Source organism: Duganella sp. GW822-FHT06D06 (genome assembly GCF_058799615.1).
In genome coordinates this window covers 61,588-74,673 of record NZ_JBXALQ010000011.1, presented here as the reverse complement: position 1 = coordinate 74,673, position 13,086 = coordinate 61,588, and the positions used below count along the sequence as shown (strand labels likewise).

Sequence of the window (13,086 nt, the reverse complement as noted above, 5' to 3'; positions counted from 1 at the left end):
ACTTGGCCGTTTTCGCGTTTACTCTCGTCTTTTGGATACATCAATTGGCGACCGCATCGACGCACTGGGCAGCAACGGAATTTAACCAGCTGGACTTGGGCGATGGGCGCCTGAACAAGCGAGCGAGAATACTGATGGAACGATTTGCGGCCGATCCGATGGCGAGCATACCGAAGGCCAGTCTGGGCTGGAGCGAAACGGTGGCGGCGTATCGCTTCTTCGACAACGACAGTATCGATTGGCGCGCCTTGATGGCGCCGCACTGGCAACAAACGCAAGCGCGCATGGCGGCCTATCCTGTCATTTTGTGTTTGGAAGACACGACGGAACTGGACTTCAATGGCCAAGAGACAAAGGGCTTGGGTCCGCTCAGTTACGAGCCTCAGCGCGGCATGTACGTGCACCCGACATATGCCGTGACACCTGAACGCGAACCGCTGGGCGTGCTGAACGCCTGGATGTGGGCGCGCACGGTGAAGGACAGCGCTGGTCATCGCGGCGGTCCAAAGGAGAGCCTGCGTTGGATCGAGGGATACGAACGCATTGCAGAGATGGCGCTTGACATGCTCGGCACGCGCCTGGTGTACGTGGCCGACCGCGAGGCCGACCTGATGCCGTTGATGGCCCGAGCTCAAGAGCTGGGCACGCCTGCGGACTGGCTGGTGCGCGCTAAGCACAACCGCTGCTTGGCCGAAGGTGACAAGCTGTGGGCGCACACCACCGAAGGCGCGCCGCTGGGCGAGATCAGTTTCCAGATGCCGGCGCGTAAAGACACAAAAGCGCGCCCTGTGCGCCAGCAACTGTGGGCACGCAGCATCGAACTGCCGACGGGAAAAAAAGGCGCGACGGTGACAGTCACTTGCGTCGTCGCGCGCGAAATCGATACGCCGCCGGGAACCACGCCGGTCGAATGGCGTTTGTTGACGAACCGTACGGTCGACAACGCCAGCGACGCCGTTGCCTTGATCGATTGGTATCGGGCGCGCTGGGAAATTGAAATCCTGTTTGACGTGCTGAAAAACGCCTGCCGAGTCGAGGCGCTGCAACTGGGTTCGATTGACAAACTCGAACGTGCACTGGCCTTGTTCATGGTCGTCGCCTGGCGAATTGCATACCTGATGCGCAGCGGCCGAACCTGTCCCGACCTCAACGCTGCGCTGTTCTTCGATCCGGATGAGATTCATAGTGCCTACCTGTTGAATGATCAGGATGCGCCGGATGAGCCTAGGCTCAACAATGTGCTGCGCCTAGTTGCCCGGCTGGGCGGATTCCTCGGCCGGAAAAGCGACGGCGAACCCGGTGTCAAGACGATTTGGCTCGGCATGAAAGAGATCTACGTTGCAGCAAAAACGATGGGGAAATTACGGGATCGAGCCAACGCCAAGACTTGTGTATAACGAGGTGGGTCTACGTATGTCACGAGGAAAATATCAATCCACATCAACGCACCCGGCTACTTTTGTCGTTTGCATTATCTGGAACAGCTCTCAGCTTGACTTGGTTACGACAAGACTATAAAACTGCCCCAGCGTTGTTATCAAAGTTGATTAATTTGCTGCCAAATTACACGCTCCGGTAGAGGCGATGGCATAGAAATCTTGCTTCCCAAAAAAAGAAGTATGGAATACATCCCATGCGCCTTTCTGACGTTCAAAGCCCGGATCATCAGAACTAATACGTGGAACAATGTCGAAACGTTCGGTTTCACCGTCTATACGCCCCCCATACACTCGGGTTATATTTCCCATGTTAGATAAAACGCGGTGCAATGCAGCGTATCCAGTTCTTTGCGCAGCAAGGAACTGGGGATTATTTACTGCAATACCACCTTCCGGATATCCAGGATAGACGGCTTGCCACATGCATTTATATGCTGGCACTTCGTTAATAGCCTGCTTCACAAGCGCGCCCACTGCGGTGTGATCTATATGATCGATGTCATGCCCTACCGGTTCCTGATAATTAATAACTAGATTACCTACAGCGGGAAAATTTGATTTAATAATTTGCCGAATGACACGTTTGAGAGCACTCGATGAATAGGTGTTGAAACTGCGCACATCCTTGGCCGTGTAGCCAGGAGTACTATTAATATTCTGCATAACGGTTAGATTATTTCCTTCAAATTTATCAGGAAGATTTAGCCGGTATTCTATTACGTTGCCCATTGCTGCACGTTCCACCCTCGGCGTATCAGAGCCGAAATAGGATTCGGTCAGCGCCCAAGTCCTCTCCGTGTATTGTGCTGGTATCCATGTATTGAGCGCGGCTTGGCGAGCCAAAAGACGTACACGGTAATATGATTCTCCCGCAAGTCCTAAATTGTACCCAGTGGACCTCGCTGTGTTACCAGCGCTTGCCAGTTCACCGTTGCCGCCATCGCCTGCCGTAACCACAATAATAACCGTCGGAGAATTGTTTCTGATGTCGTTTATTAAGTTGGGTCCCATCGTCAGGATGTCATCATCTGGATGAGCAACGACGAACACTGCGGCGCTAGCATTTAACGAAAAAATCATGCCAAGTGCGGCGCAAATTTTAACCATTTTAACCATCTGGACCTCCATTATTAATGAATAACTATTGTAATTCAATTATTTTAAATTTAATAATGAAATTTACCCGTTCAGGAAATCAAAAATGGCAGGAACCGCCGAGAGACTGAGGGCCGACGCATGCAGGTGGCGATGACTGGCGCCGAAGGGCGAAAGGAACAGCAAGCGCAACATGGCCGGCATCATCCTGGTATGCAACGACAAGGGTGAACGGATGACCGCATGCTGAGGGGTACATTCGACCGCGCGGGTCGCGGCGGCAACAAATGTCGTTTTGCGGAAAAGACCGGTACCAGCTTGAATAGCTGAAACCCGCATGTTTTATTGGTGCTCCGAGCCGGAATCGAACCGGCACGCCTTGCGGCGGGAGATTTTAAGTCTCCAGTGTCTACCAATTTCACCATCGGAGCGACAGAGCCCGTGATTATGCCACGAACCGGGCATAACTGCCATACCGGCAACTGTCAGATCCGATAACATGGCATCATTGCTAATATCTACGTCCCAAGGATAGCCATGACCGTTTTACGCCGCCTGCTCGTTGCGACGCTGTTGATGATGCTCCACTGCTTCGCGACCGCTGCCGACACCCTCCCCGTCCCGCAACCAGCCACGCAGGCCACCGTGCCGGCACCGGCCAAACTGGTCTTCGCCAACCGCACCATCTTCGTGTTCCGCTCCGTGCTGACCGGCTATCCGCCGGAGGAACGCGCCGAGGGCGCGCGCAAGCGCCTGGACACCGCGCTGGCCCGCAATGGTGCTCAACAACCCGGCACCCGTCCGATCGCCGAAGGCACGCAGGTGATGCTGGACGGCGCCCTGCTGTTACTGGTCACGCCGGCCGACATCAACCCGCTGGCCGGCGATACCACCGACAGCGTCGCCAGCGAAAGCGCGGCGACCCTCGGCAAGGCCCTGCTGGAACGCCGCGAGCAAGCCAGCCCCCGCTACCTGCTGATCGCGGCGGCCCTGTGCGCCGCTGCCTCGCTTGCATACGCCCTGATTCTGCACGGCCTGCGCCTGATGCACCGCTGGGTGGGCAAGCGCTCGACCCAGGCCATCAGTCGCCGCCTCGGCCAGGTCAAACTCAAGAACGTGCGCATCCTCGACGCCGAACATTACGTGGCCTTCATGCGCCAACTGGTCAACCTGCTGATCTGGGGCCTGCGCTTGATGGCGACCTATCTGTGGCTGGCCTTCGTGATGGGTAAAATCCCCTACTCGCGCAGCTGGGGCGAGCGCCTGCAGGACTATCTGATCGACGTTGCCGCCAGCGTCGCCCAGGGCATCATTGAAGCGCTGCCTGGCCTGGTGCTGGTGGCCGTCATCGCCGCCATCGCGCGGCTGGTGATGCTGACCGCCGGCTCGGTTTTCCAGCGAGTGGAAAGCGGCGAACTGCAAATCGCCTGGCTCGATCGCGACACCGCCACGCCCACGCGCCGCATCCTGAACGTGGTGATCTGGCTGTTCGCGCTGGCGATGGCCTACCCTTACCTGCCCGGCGCGCACACGGCGGCGTTCCAGGGCGTGTCCGTGTTGGTGGGTTTGATGGTGTCGATCGGCGCATCCAGCATCGTCGGCCAGGGCGCCAGTGGCTTGATCCTGATGTACGCGCGCTCGCTGCGCAAAGGCGAATACGTGCGCATCGGCGAGTCGGAAGGCACGGTGGTCGAACTGGGCATGTTCGAAACGCGCCTGCGCACCGGCCTCGGTGAGGAGATCACCATGCCCAACGCGTGGGTGCTGTCCAACACCACCAAGAACTACTCGCGTGCGCACGCCGGCACCGGCTTTGTGCTCGACACCACCGTCACCATCGGCTACGACACGCCGTGGCGCCAGGTGCACGCGATGCTGGAATTGGCGGCCGCCAGGATTGAGGACATCGCCGCCACGCCCAAGCCCTACGTGATGCAGATCGGGCTATCGGATTTTTATCCGGAGTACCGGCTGGTGGCTTACGCGACAGTGGAAACGCCACGCCGTCGCGCCGAGGTCCTGAACCAGTTGCATCAGCAGATCATGGACGTATTCAATGAATACGGCGTGGCGATCACATCGCCGCACTTCACCCAGGAGCCGGCCACGCCGCACGTGATCCCGAAAGAGAACTGGCATCCGGCACCCGCCGTCCCGCCTATCGACCTGACGCGGGAGCAGCAGCAGTAGGCGGAATCTAGGCCGGCGGCTCGCGGTCGCGCGCCACCGGCGGCAAGCGGTGCTTGAGGGTGCCGACCTTCTGTGCGCGGTAGATACCGGTGTGGCCGGAGAACAGGTACGCCACCACGCATGCCAGCGCCGCATAAGGCCCGATCTGCGGACCGAATAATTCGATCGCCATGATGGTCGACGCCAGCGGCGTGTTGGCCGCGCCCGCGAACACCGCGACGAAGCCTATCCCCGCCAGCATGGCGAACGGCAGATGCAGCAACGGCGCCAGCGCATTGCCCAGCGTCGCGCCGATGTAGAACAGCGGCGTCACCTCGCCGCCTTTGAAGCCGCTGCCCAGCGAGGCCACGGTGAACACGAACTTGCCGAAGAAGTCCCACGGCGCCAACGGCTGCTGGAACGCCTCGACCATCACCGGAATACCGAGGCCGATGTAGCGCGTGCCAACCAGCCACACGGCCAGCGCCACCAGCGCGCCGCCGATCATTGGACGCAACGGTGCATACGCCACATGGCGCTTCATGAAGGCAGATGCGGCGTGCGTGGATTTGGCGAACAGCATGCCGGTCAGGCCGAACACGATGCCTGCGGCCAGCACGGCGGCCATACTCCAGAAGCCGATCGCCACGACACCGCTCATCGCGTAATGGGTGTGATGCACGCCCCAGGCCATGCCCACCTGGTCGGCGACGATGGCCGCCACCATGCAGGGGAAGATGGCGTCGTAGCGCAGGCGGCCGATGGCCAGCACTTCCAGTCCGAAGATGGCGCCGGCCAGCGGCGTGCCGAATACGGAAGCGAAACCGGCGCTGATGCCGGCCATGAGCAGGATGCGGCGCTCGGCGTGGCGCAGGCGGAACACGTGGGTGAGCTGGTCGGCCAGCGTGCCGCCCATCTGCACGGCGGTGCCTTCGCGGCCGACCGAGGCGCCGAACAAGTGCGAGATCACGGTGCCGATCAACACCAGCGGCGCCATGCGCAGCGGGACGACTTTCTTGGGATCGTGGATTTCGTCGATCAGCAGGTTGTTGCCCGCTTCGACGCTGCTGCCCAGTTTGAGGTAGACCCAGCCGACCGCGAAGCCGGCCAGCGGCAGCAGCCAGATGATCCAGGCGTGCGCTTCGCGCCAGGCGGTGGCGCGGTCCAGCGCGAACAGGAAGAAGGCCGAAGCGGTCCCGCTCAGCAGCGCGATCAGGCCCGCGATAAAGGTCCATTTGCCGATGTACGGCAACAGGGCGATTTGTTCTGGGTAGCGGCGTGATTTCATCTGACTTGCATACTAGCAAATTCGTCAGATGGCGGCAATCGGGTTCCTGGGGTGAACTAAATCCAAACGCGACAGGTCTAACATTTATGGAAGAGCGTATCGCAAAACTTGAGGCCGTATCCGACAGCACCGTTGCGGCGGTCGCTGCGCTGAGGACTGACATGAATGATCGATTCAAGCTGGTCGACACGCAATTGGCCGAACTGCGCCGGCAAAAAGTCGAGACGGACGTCATATTGGGCAAGCTGGACTTGCAAGCAACCCAGATCACCGATCTTCGACGATATATTGACCTGCGGTTTACCATGAGCCAGGAAGAAACAAATCGACGCTTCGATCAAATCGACCGACGCCTGGATGATCACACCTATCAGATCAAAGAACTGCGGTCGGAATTCCGCTTCATGGCCCGTTGGCTCATCGGCACCCAGTTCACCATCGTGCTATTCCTGCTGGGTCTGGCCGCAAAGATTTTCTACCCGTCCTGAACGCCGCCTCAGGCCAGCCGCACCAGCGGATTGGCGATGATGTTGTCGATCTGGCGGATCGCCTCTTCGCAGGCGGCGGCGATGGCTTCGTCTTCGGTGTCGCGCATGAACTGCATGGTGGCGCCCTCGAACACCTCCACCCCATCCGCACCGGCTCGCTCGATGTCGCAGCTGGCGGTCCAGCGGCGGTCGGTGGTCGGCAACGCGGTCGGCACGATTTCCCAGCCCTTGTAATGCATCTTGTCCATGACGCTCTCCTCGATAAGCAGACAGACTATCACGAAGCGCCAGGCGCGCCGCGCACGGATGCGCTGCGCGCCCGCCCGATCAGTCTTCGCTGTCCTGGTGCGCGGTGCGGCCGATCGGCTGCTCCATATTCGCCAGGAACCAGGTCAGCGAGGTCATCACCGCCACATGGCGCTTCAACTCCAGCGGGCTGACCTTGTCCAGCGTGTCGGCCGGCGTGTGGTGGTAATGGAAGTAGGCCGACGTATCGACCAGCGGCTCGAACACCGGCACGCCCGCGCGCTCCAGCGGACCGGTATCGGCCGCGCCGGCGATGTCGCGACGCTCGAACTTGCCGGCGCCGATCGGCGCCAGCGCATCCTTCAGCGGTGCGAAGTACTTCACCATCGGCGGCGTCACGCTGCCGATGAAGCCGAACGGACGACCACCGCCGCTGTCCGACTCGATGGCGGCGAAGTGCTTATCCAGCTTGTCCTTGTTGGCGTCGAAGTAAGCCTTGCCGCCACGGGTGCCGTTTTCCTCGTTCATCCAGGCGATCACGCGGATGGTGCGGCGCGGATGCAGGTCCAGCTTCTTCAGCGTCTCGATCACGCCCATGGCGCCGGCCACGCCGGTGCCGTCGTCATGCGCGCCGGTGGCCAGGTCCCACGAATCGAGGTGGCCCGAAACGATCACCACTTCATCGGCCTTGTCGCTGCCCGGCCAGTCGGCGATGACGTTGAAGCTGTCGGCGTCCGGCAGGTTTTGCGGGGTCAGCGTCAGGTGCATCTTGACCGGGCCGCGCGCCAGCAGGCGGTCCAGCAGCAGCACGTCTTCGGTGGTGATGGCGGCGGCGGGAATGCGCGCGCCGTCAACCAGGCCGGTCACGCCGGTGTGCGGAATGCGGAAGTTGGCGCCGCCGACCGAGCGCACCAGCGCCGCCGCCGCGCCCAGCTCCGCCGCCATCTTCGGACCGACATAGCGGAAGCCCGCGCCCGGGCCGTAGGCCGCGCCGGCGTGGCCGCGATCGGCCAGCTCCTGGTCGAACGGCACGTCCATCAGCACGATGCTGCCCTTCACCTGGGCCGCCTTGGCCTTCAATTCCTGCAGGCTGCGCACCACCAGCACCGGCGCGGTCAGGCCGGCGGCGGGCGTGGCGCCCGAACCGCCCAGCGCCGTCAGCACGATCTTCTGCGTGATGCCGGCCGGACGGCCGTTGTAGTCAACCAGTTCCGCCGTCTCCACGCCGCGCACCCAGTGCGGCACCTTGACCGGCTGCAGCGTGACCTTGGCGCCCAACTTGCGCATGGCGGCCGCCACCTGCTCCACCGACGCCGCGGCGCCGGCGGAACCGGACAGGCGCGGCCCGATCAGATCGGTCAGGTCGGCCAGGCGCTCGTAGGCCCAGTCGCTCTTCATTGCGCTGTCGCGGATCTGGGCCAGGGTGGCCGGATCGTTGGCCGGAGCGGCAATGGCGCCGGCGCTCAACAGACAGCTGGCAAGGACGGACAGGGACAACGGGGACTTGAAGACGGATTTCATGCGTTTCCTAAGATGTGGGGGTGTGAGTTGCAAGAACGATCTAAACGATAACCGATCGTGGAGATCTTGTCATCAATGTTGATTTGTTATGGCCGTTGCACTACCATGAACCTTCAACCATGCGAAGGAAGCGCCTATGCTCAAGGGTTCACTCTGCACCGTGCGGCACCTGCTGACCGCCGACCTGAACACCTTCATCGCGCTGGTCAACGACCTGCCATCGCGCGGCGATCACTTCTCCGCCCACTTCAAGTCGCCGGAAACGATGCGCAAGGAGTTCATGCAAAACGGCTTCGTCAGCGACGACAGCGAGCTGTTTGTCATCGAGGACAGCCTGCATCACATCGTCGGCGTCATCACGCACTTCAAAAGCCGCACGCAGGTCTCGCGCGAAATCGGCTACCGCCTGTTCGAGCCCAAGCTGGCCGGACGCGGTTACGTGACCGAGGCATGCCGGATGCTGGTCGATTACCTGTTCAAGGTCCACCAGTTCCACCGGCTGGAACTACTGACCGCGCCGGAGAACGTGGCCTCGATACGGGTGGCGCAAAAATGCGGATTCAGCGCCGAAGGTACGCTGCGCCAGAGTTTTTTCATCAATGGCCGTTACCAGGATGTACAGGTTTTCAGCCTGCTGCGCCCCGAGTGGGAGGCGCGCCGGGGCCAAATGTAACAAGCCATTACCGGAGTGGCCGGTTTGTAAGCATGTGTATAAGACGTGGTGTATTGGTTTCCAGGCTATATAGTGGAGTCACTGGCCAACGTATCATTCCGATCCGGGCCACAGCAAGGGGAAATACCATGTTGAGCAAAAAATTTATGGGTGTAGCGTTACTGGCCGCAGCAGCAGTATCGTCGTCGGCCTACGCAGGCGACCGTGATTTCAACACGGTAGCCGGTGCTGTGGTCGGCGCCGCCATCGGCAACAGCGCCGGTGGCCGCGATGGCGCCATCGTCGGCGGCCTGGTTGGCGCGGCGGTCGGCAACAGCATCAACACCAATGACCGCTACTACGATCGCGGCCGCGGTGGCCGTTACGTCGAGACCCGCGTCTACTCGCAGCCTGCCCCGGTCTACTACGAGCCGGCTCCGGTCTATTACGCTCCGCCGCCACGCTACTACGCCCCGCCTCCGCGCGTGGTCTATGTTGAACCGGCCCGCCCTTACTACCGCGAATATCGCGAGGAACGCTGGGAACACCATCACCACCACCGCCACCATCGCGATCGCTGGGACCGTTAAGCCCCTCTATCAGAGCCCCTCACACGAGGGGCTTTTTTTTGCTCCCCCCGCTAGCCTTGCGTAACGGCGCTGGCCGAGGGGAAATCATGACGACAACAGACGCAATCATCGCTTTGGAACTGGGCCACTACCGGCTGCGCGAGCAGATCGGCGGATCGGCCTACGGCATCATCTGGCGCGCCAGCGGGCCGCCGGCCACGCGCGATGTCGCCATCAAGTTGATCAACCGCGAGCAGATGGCGCGCGCCCTGCCCGCCCAGCGCGACCGCTGGATCGCCAGTGCGAACAATGAAATCGGCTTCCTGCAATCGCTGGAACCATGGGACGAGCGCCACATCGTACGCCTGCTCGACAGCGGCTGGCACGAAGGCCTGCCGGTGCTGGCGCTGGAACTGATGGCGACGGACCTGGGCAAGCACATGATCGCGCTGAAGGGCCGTGGCGAGGCGATTCCGCTGCCACGGATACTCAACTGGATAGGCCAGATCAACCAGGCGCTGGCCAAGGTGCACCAATACGGCTGGCGTTACCTGGACCTGAAACCGGCCAACGTGCTGCTGGACCGCGACCTGGGCACCGTCAAGCTGGCCGATTTCGGCACCAACCGCCAGCTGGGCAGCCTGCAAGCTCACTCGTATGCCGGCACCGCCAACTGGCAGGCGCCGGAACAGTTCTTCCCGGCCGACGGCGGCGGCTACGCCACCGGCCCGCGCAGCGACTATTTCTCGCTGGGCGCGATGTTCTACTTCCTGGTCACCGGGGGCCTGCCGCTGCGCTTTTGCAGCGATTGCGGACAGGCTTATCGCGAGCACCACACCGGCGGCGCGGACCTGCTGCGCAGCCTGCACGGCGGCGCGATTCCGGCGGCGCTGCACGCCGAGGAAGAGGCGCGCTTCGCCGCTGCGATTCCCGCGACGGTGCGCGATGCGGCACTGGAGCTGCTGCGGGCGCTGCTGCATCTCGATCCGGCGCAACGTCCGCGCCACGCGATCCAGATCAGCCGCATGCTGCACGCCATCCAGGGCGTCAAGCCGCAGCGCGGCATGTTCGATCCCGCAGATCCCGTCCGCAGCATGAATCGTCCAACCGCCGACAACCACTGGCACCACATTCAGGGGGCATGATGGCTATCTCGCTGCGCCGGTCCTACACCGCGACCATGCCCGCCCGGCCATCCACGCGCCGCGCCTCGCTCGACCAACCACGCCCCGGCGACATTTGCGCAGCTATCGCGCGCGCAGCCGCGAGGAATACCGGCCTGGCCCTCACGCTCGCCATCCTGGCAGCTTTGTTCGGCATGCAGGCGCTGGCCTTGCTGCGCGCACCGGCAGCATGGCTGCCGGCCGCCATCACGGTCAAACTGGCGCCGGGCGAAACGATCACGCTGGGCCAGCACGAACTGGCGGCGCCGCAATCGGACCGCAACCACCTGTCCCTGCATCGCAATGCGCAGGACGGCTGGACGCTGCGCAATCTGAGCGCGACGCGGCAAGTGATACTGCTGCGCGACGGCAGCGAACAACGCATGGGCAGCACGCCGCTGGTAGCCGGCCAACGCTTCCAGATCGACAGCGCGCTGTTCGACGTGCGTGGCGCCGATGCAGACAGCGTGACTTTCGCCCGCGACGGCCACGAATGGCGCTACGACGGCGCCGTGTTGTATCGCGATGGTCATCAACAATCCAATTGCCCTGAGTCGCACTTGGCTTCCAGGCTGCTGTCGCTTTGGAACCGAGCCATGCCGGGCATGCTGACGATTTCGCGCCCGCTGTCATTCGGCGGCAATCTGTACTGCGACAATCGCCTCGGACTGGCGCAAGTGACTCCCGGCGCGGCGCTTATCGCGCGCAGCAACGGCGGGCTCCAATTCTCGGCCGGCAATCCTGACGGCGACCGTGCGGCGGTGCTGGTGCACAGCGCCGGCGCGCAGTCCGACTTGCGCAAGCGGGAGGCATCGCTGGACGGCGTGAAGGCGATCGTGGTCGGCCATACGCGCTTTGCGCTGAGCGCAGACGGCGGCCAGCTCACGCTGAACCCCAGCCGCCACGTCAGCCTGTTCAACGCGCCGGACCTGAACCTGCCGGAGCAGGTAGGCTGGCAATGGCAGCAGCGCGCACTGTGGGATAGCGGGCAATCGAGGGTCCTCTGGGCCGGCCTCGCCGCCAGCCTGGCCTGCATGGCGGCGAGCCTGGCACTGACCGTACGCCGCCATGCCCACTCCGACCGTGCCGGCCGAGCTCACGGCGTCGCCATGCTGCTGGCCGCAAGCGGTGTGCTGGTCTGCGGCGCTATCGCATTGGTCACCCAGCGCGCGGGCTTTGCGCCAAGCGCCGCCAGCTCGCTGCTGTTGGCCGCCTGCGCGCTGCTGCTCTGGCTTGCGCTGCCCGGCCGCCTCACGCTGCTGAGCGCCGCCGGCGTGGTGCTGCTGGCCGCAGGCCTGCTGTCGCAGTTGGAGCTGGGCCTGGGCGCACCCGAATCGTCCTGGCTGCGCTACTACCAGAAAAGCGCCGCCATGCTGGCGATAGGCGCCGGCCTTGGCGGCCTGCTGCGCCTGTGGGCGCAACACCAGGCCGCGCGCGGCGCGCATCTTCATCAGCGCAGCATCGAATGGCTGCTCGCCCTGTTCGCCGCCGTGGCGCTGGCCGCGCTGGCCGCGCAAGTGCTGTGGGGCGACGAAACCGGCGTCTTCGACCTGCAACCGGTCGAACTGGCCAAGCTGGCCCTCACCGCCCTCACCGCGCACTGCCTGGCGCTGCGCTTCAACTGGCATGCCGGCCCGCAAAAGCTGTCCGAGCACGGCGCCCGCTGGCTGCAACTGATCGCGCCCGCGTTGCTGTTGCTGGCGCTGCTGGGCCTCTCGCTGGTGCAGGTCGACGACTTCTCGCCACTGATCCTGCTGCTCATCTGGAGCACCATCATGGCCTTCGCCTACGCCTTGGCCGCGCGCAACCGCAAGCTGGCCGGCGCCCTGCTCGGCATGGCGCTGACGGCCGCCGGCGCCATCGTCTACCTGCGCTGCGCCGGCACCGACGACCTGATACGCTGGGGCTTCTACGCCGACCGCTTCCTGGTCTGGCTCAATCCCGCCGAGCATCCGCACACCGGACAACAGCTGCTGCTGGGCGCGCGCGCCATCAGCGACGGCGGCTGGCTGGGCGCCGACCACTGGCTCGGCCTGCGCTCGCTCGGCATGGCGGCCGGCGGCGCGGTGCAGATCCCCGCCGTGCAGGACGATTTCGCCGCTTCCTTTTTCCTCAACCGCCACGGCCTGGTCGGCGGCCTGCTGCTGTGGGTGGCGCAAGCCGCTTTCCTGGCCGGCATCGCCTTCACCGCAGCCCGCGCCTACCAGGCCGGGGCGGCGGCGCGCGACTTTCGCCACGCCTGGTCCGGCCGCTTCCGCTACTTCGCGCTGTGCGGCGGCGGCGCCTTCGTGCTGGGCCACTTCCTGCTGTCCTGGGGCACCAACCTGGCGATCTTCCCCATCATGGGCCAGCCCATGAGCTTCCTCTCGGCCGGCGGCAGCCACCTGCTGTTTTTCCTTTGCCCCCTGCTAGCGTTTAGTGCCATCAGCGCGCAATCTTTAGAAGGAGAATGAATC

12 protein-coding genes and 1 tRNA gene are annotated in these 13,086 nt (G+C 63.0%); 7 read left to right on the top strand and 6 right to left on the bottom strand.

Annotated features, from left to right (window positions below; all coding sequences use genetic code 11):
- Positions 1 to 44 precede the first annotated feature (44 nt).
- Positions 45 to 1,397: an IS4 family transposase gene (locus AC1RMD_RS20045; protein WP_492928669.1), complete on the top strand. Its 1,353-nt coding sequence runs from the start codon at positions 45 to 47 to the stop codon at positions 1,395 to 1,397.
- Between the two features lie 150 nt (positions 1,398 to 1,547).
- On the opposite strand, the gene AC1RMD_RS20040 is transcribed toward AC1RMD_RS20045, so the two are convergent.
- The 3 genes from AC1RMD_RS20040 to AC1RMD_RS20030 all read right to left on the bottom strand — a co-directional run bounded on the left by AC1RMD_RS20040 (position 1,548) and on the right by AC1RMD_RS20030 (position 2,965).
- Positions 1,548 to 2,555: a PIG-L family deacetylase gene (locus AC1RMD_RS20040; RefSeq protein WP_492928668.1), complete on the bottom strand. Its 1,008-nt coding sequence runs from the start codon at positions 2,553 to 2,555 to the stop codon at positions 1,548 to 1,550.
- Between the two features lie 63 nt (positions 2,556 to 2,618).
- Positions 2,619 to 2,873, bottom strand: a complete 255-nt coding sequence (locus AC1RMD_RS20035) for a hypothetical protein (protein WP_492928666.1) — start codon at positions 2,871 to 2,873, stop codon at positions 2,619 to 2,621.
- A gap of 7 nt (positions 2,874 to 2,880) precedes the next feature.
- A tRNA-Leu gene (locus AC1RMD_RS20030) sits at positions 2,881 to 2,965 on the bottom strand.
- Between the two features lie 106 nt (positions 2,966 to 3,071).
- Here AC1RMD_RS20030 and AC1RMD_RS20025 point away from each other — a divergent pair.
- Entirely contained in the window at positions 3,072 to 4,724 is a 1,653-nt protein-coding gene (locus AC1RMD_RS20025) for a mechanosensitive ion channel family protein (protein ID WP_492928665.1), read from the top strand.
- A 7-nt stretch (positions 4,725 to 4,731) separates the two neighbouring features.
- Here AC1RMD_RS20025 and AC1RMD_RS20020 read toward each other — a convergent pair whose 3' ends face one another.
- On the bottom strand, positions 4,732 to 5,991 hold the full coding sequence (locus AC1RMD_RS20020) for a voltage-gated chloride channel family protein (RefSeq protein WP_492928662.1): 1,260 nt from the start codon (positions 5,989 to 5,991) through the stop codon (positions 4,732 to 4,734).
- Between the two features lie 86 nt (positions 5,992 to 6,077).
- Here AC1RMD_RS20020 and AC1RMD_RS20015 point away from each other — a divergent pair, with 86 nt between their 5' ends.
- Positions 6,078 to 6,479, top strand: coding sequence for a hypothetical protein (locus AC1RMD_RS20015; RefSeq protein WP_492928661.1), 402 nt, complete (start codon positions 6,078 to 6,080; stop codon positions 6,477 to 6,479).
- 8 nt (positions 6,480 to 6,487) lie between these two features.
- On the opposite strand, the gene AC1RMD_RS20010 is transcribed toward AC1RMD_RS20015, so the two are convergent.
- Both AC1RMD_RS20010 and AC1RMD_RS20005 read right to left on the bottom strand, forming a co-directional pair.
- Positions 6,488 to 6,727 (bottom strand): hypothetical protein, encoded by a 240-nt coding sequence (locus tag AC1RMD_RS20010; protein ID WP_492928659.1) that lies wholly within the window; start codon positions 6,725 to 6,727, stop codon positions 6,488 to 6,490.
- A gap of 79 nt (positions 6,728 to 6,806) precedes the next feature.
- A complete protein-coding gene (locus AC1RMD_RS20005) occupies positions 6,807 to 8,246 on the bottom strand; it encodes a M20/M25/M40 family metallo-hydrolase (protein WP_492928657.1) in 1,440 nt (479 codons plus the stop codon).
- A 136-nt stretch (positions 8,247 to 8,382) separates the two neighbouring features.
- Here AC1RMD_RS20005 and AC1RMD_RS20000 point away from each other — a divergent pair, with 136 nt between their 5' ends.
- From AC1RMD_RS20000 to AC1RMD_RS19985, 4 genes are all read left to right on the top strand, one after another.
- Positions 8,383 to 8,919 (top strand): GNAT family N-acetyltransferase, encoded by a 537-nt coding sequence (locus AC1RMD_RS20000; protein ID WP_492928655.1) that lies wholly within the window; start codon positions 8,383 to 8,385, stop codon positions 8,917 to 8,919.
- 146 nt (positions 8,920 to 9,065) lie between these two features.
- Complete coding sequence (locus AC1RMD_RS19995; protein ID WP_492928653.1) at positions 9,066 to 9,488, top strand: glycine zipper domain-containing protein; 423 nt, start codon at positions 9,066 to 9,068, stop codon at positions 9,486 to 9,488.
- An 86-nt stretch (positions 9,489 to 9,574) separates the two neighbouring features.
- Positions 9,575 to 10,612, top strand: a complete 1,038-nt coding sequence (locus AC1RMD_RS19990) for a serine/threonine-protein kinase (protein WP_492928651.1) — start codon at positions 9,575 to 9,577, stop codon at positions 10,610 to 10,612.
- A complete protein-coding gene (locus tag AC1RMD_RS19985) occupies positions 10,609 to 13,083 on the top strand; it encodes an FtsW/RodA/SpoVE family cell cycle protein (RefSeq protein ID WP_492928649.1) in 2,475 nt (824 codons plus the stop codon). The genes AC1RMD_RS19990 and AC1RMD_RS19985 overlap by 4 nt, the downstream gene beginning before the upstream one ends.
- Positions 13,084 to 13,086 lie beyond the last annotated feature (3 nt).

Coding starts and splice junctions, on each gene's coding strand:
- AC1RMD_RS20000 (WP_492928655.1), top strand. CDS start 8,383: ATGCTCAAGGGTTCACTCTGCACCGTGCGGCACCTGCTGACCGCCGAC.
- AC1RMD_RS19985 (WP_492928649.1), top strand. CDS start 10,609: ATGATGGCTATCTCGCTGCGCCGGTCCTACACCGCGACCATGCCCGCC.
- AC1RMD_RS20015 (WP_492928661.1), top strand. CDS start 6,078: ATGGAAGAGCGTATCGCAAAACTTGAGGCCGTATCCGACAGCACCGTT.
- AC1RMD_RS20025 (WP_492928665.1), top strand. CDS start 3,072: ATGACCGTTTTACGCCGCCTGCTCGTTGCGACGCTGTTGATGATGCTC.
- AC1RMD_RS20010 (WP_492928659.1), bottom strand. CDS start 6,727: ATGGACAAGATGCATTACAAGGGCTGGGAAATCGTGCCGACCGCGTTG.
- AC1RMD_RS20040 (WP_492928668.1), bottom strand. CDS start 2,555: ATGGTTAAAATGGTTAAAATTTGCGCCGCACTTGGCATGATTTTTTCG.
- AC1RMD_RS20005 (WP_492928657.1), bottom strand. CDS start 8,246: ATGAAATCCGTCTTCAAGTCCCCGTTGTCCCTGTCCGTCCTTGCCAGC.
- AC1RMD_RS19990 (WP_492928651.1), top strand. CDS start 9,575: ATGACGACAACAGACGCAATCATCGCTTTGGAACTGGGCCACTACCGG.
- AC1RMD_RS20035 (WP_492928666.1), bottom strand. CDS start 2,873: ATGCGGGTTTCAGCTATTCAAGCTGGTACCGGTCTTTTCCGCAAAACG.
- AC1RMD_RS19995 (WP_492928653.1), top strand. CDS start 9,066: ATGGGTGTAGCGTTACTGGCCGCAGCAGCAGTATCGTCGTCGGCCTAC.
- AC1RMD_RS20020 (WP_492928662.1), bottom strand. CDS start 5,991: ATGAAATCACGCCGCTACCCAGAACAAATCGCCCTGTTGCCGTACATC.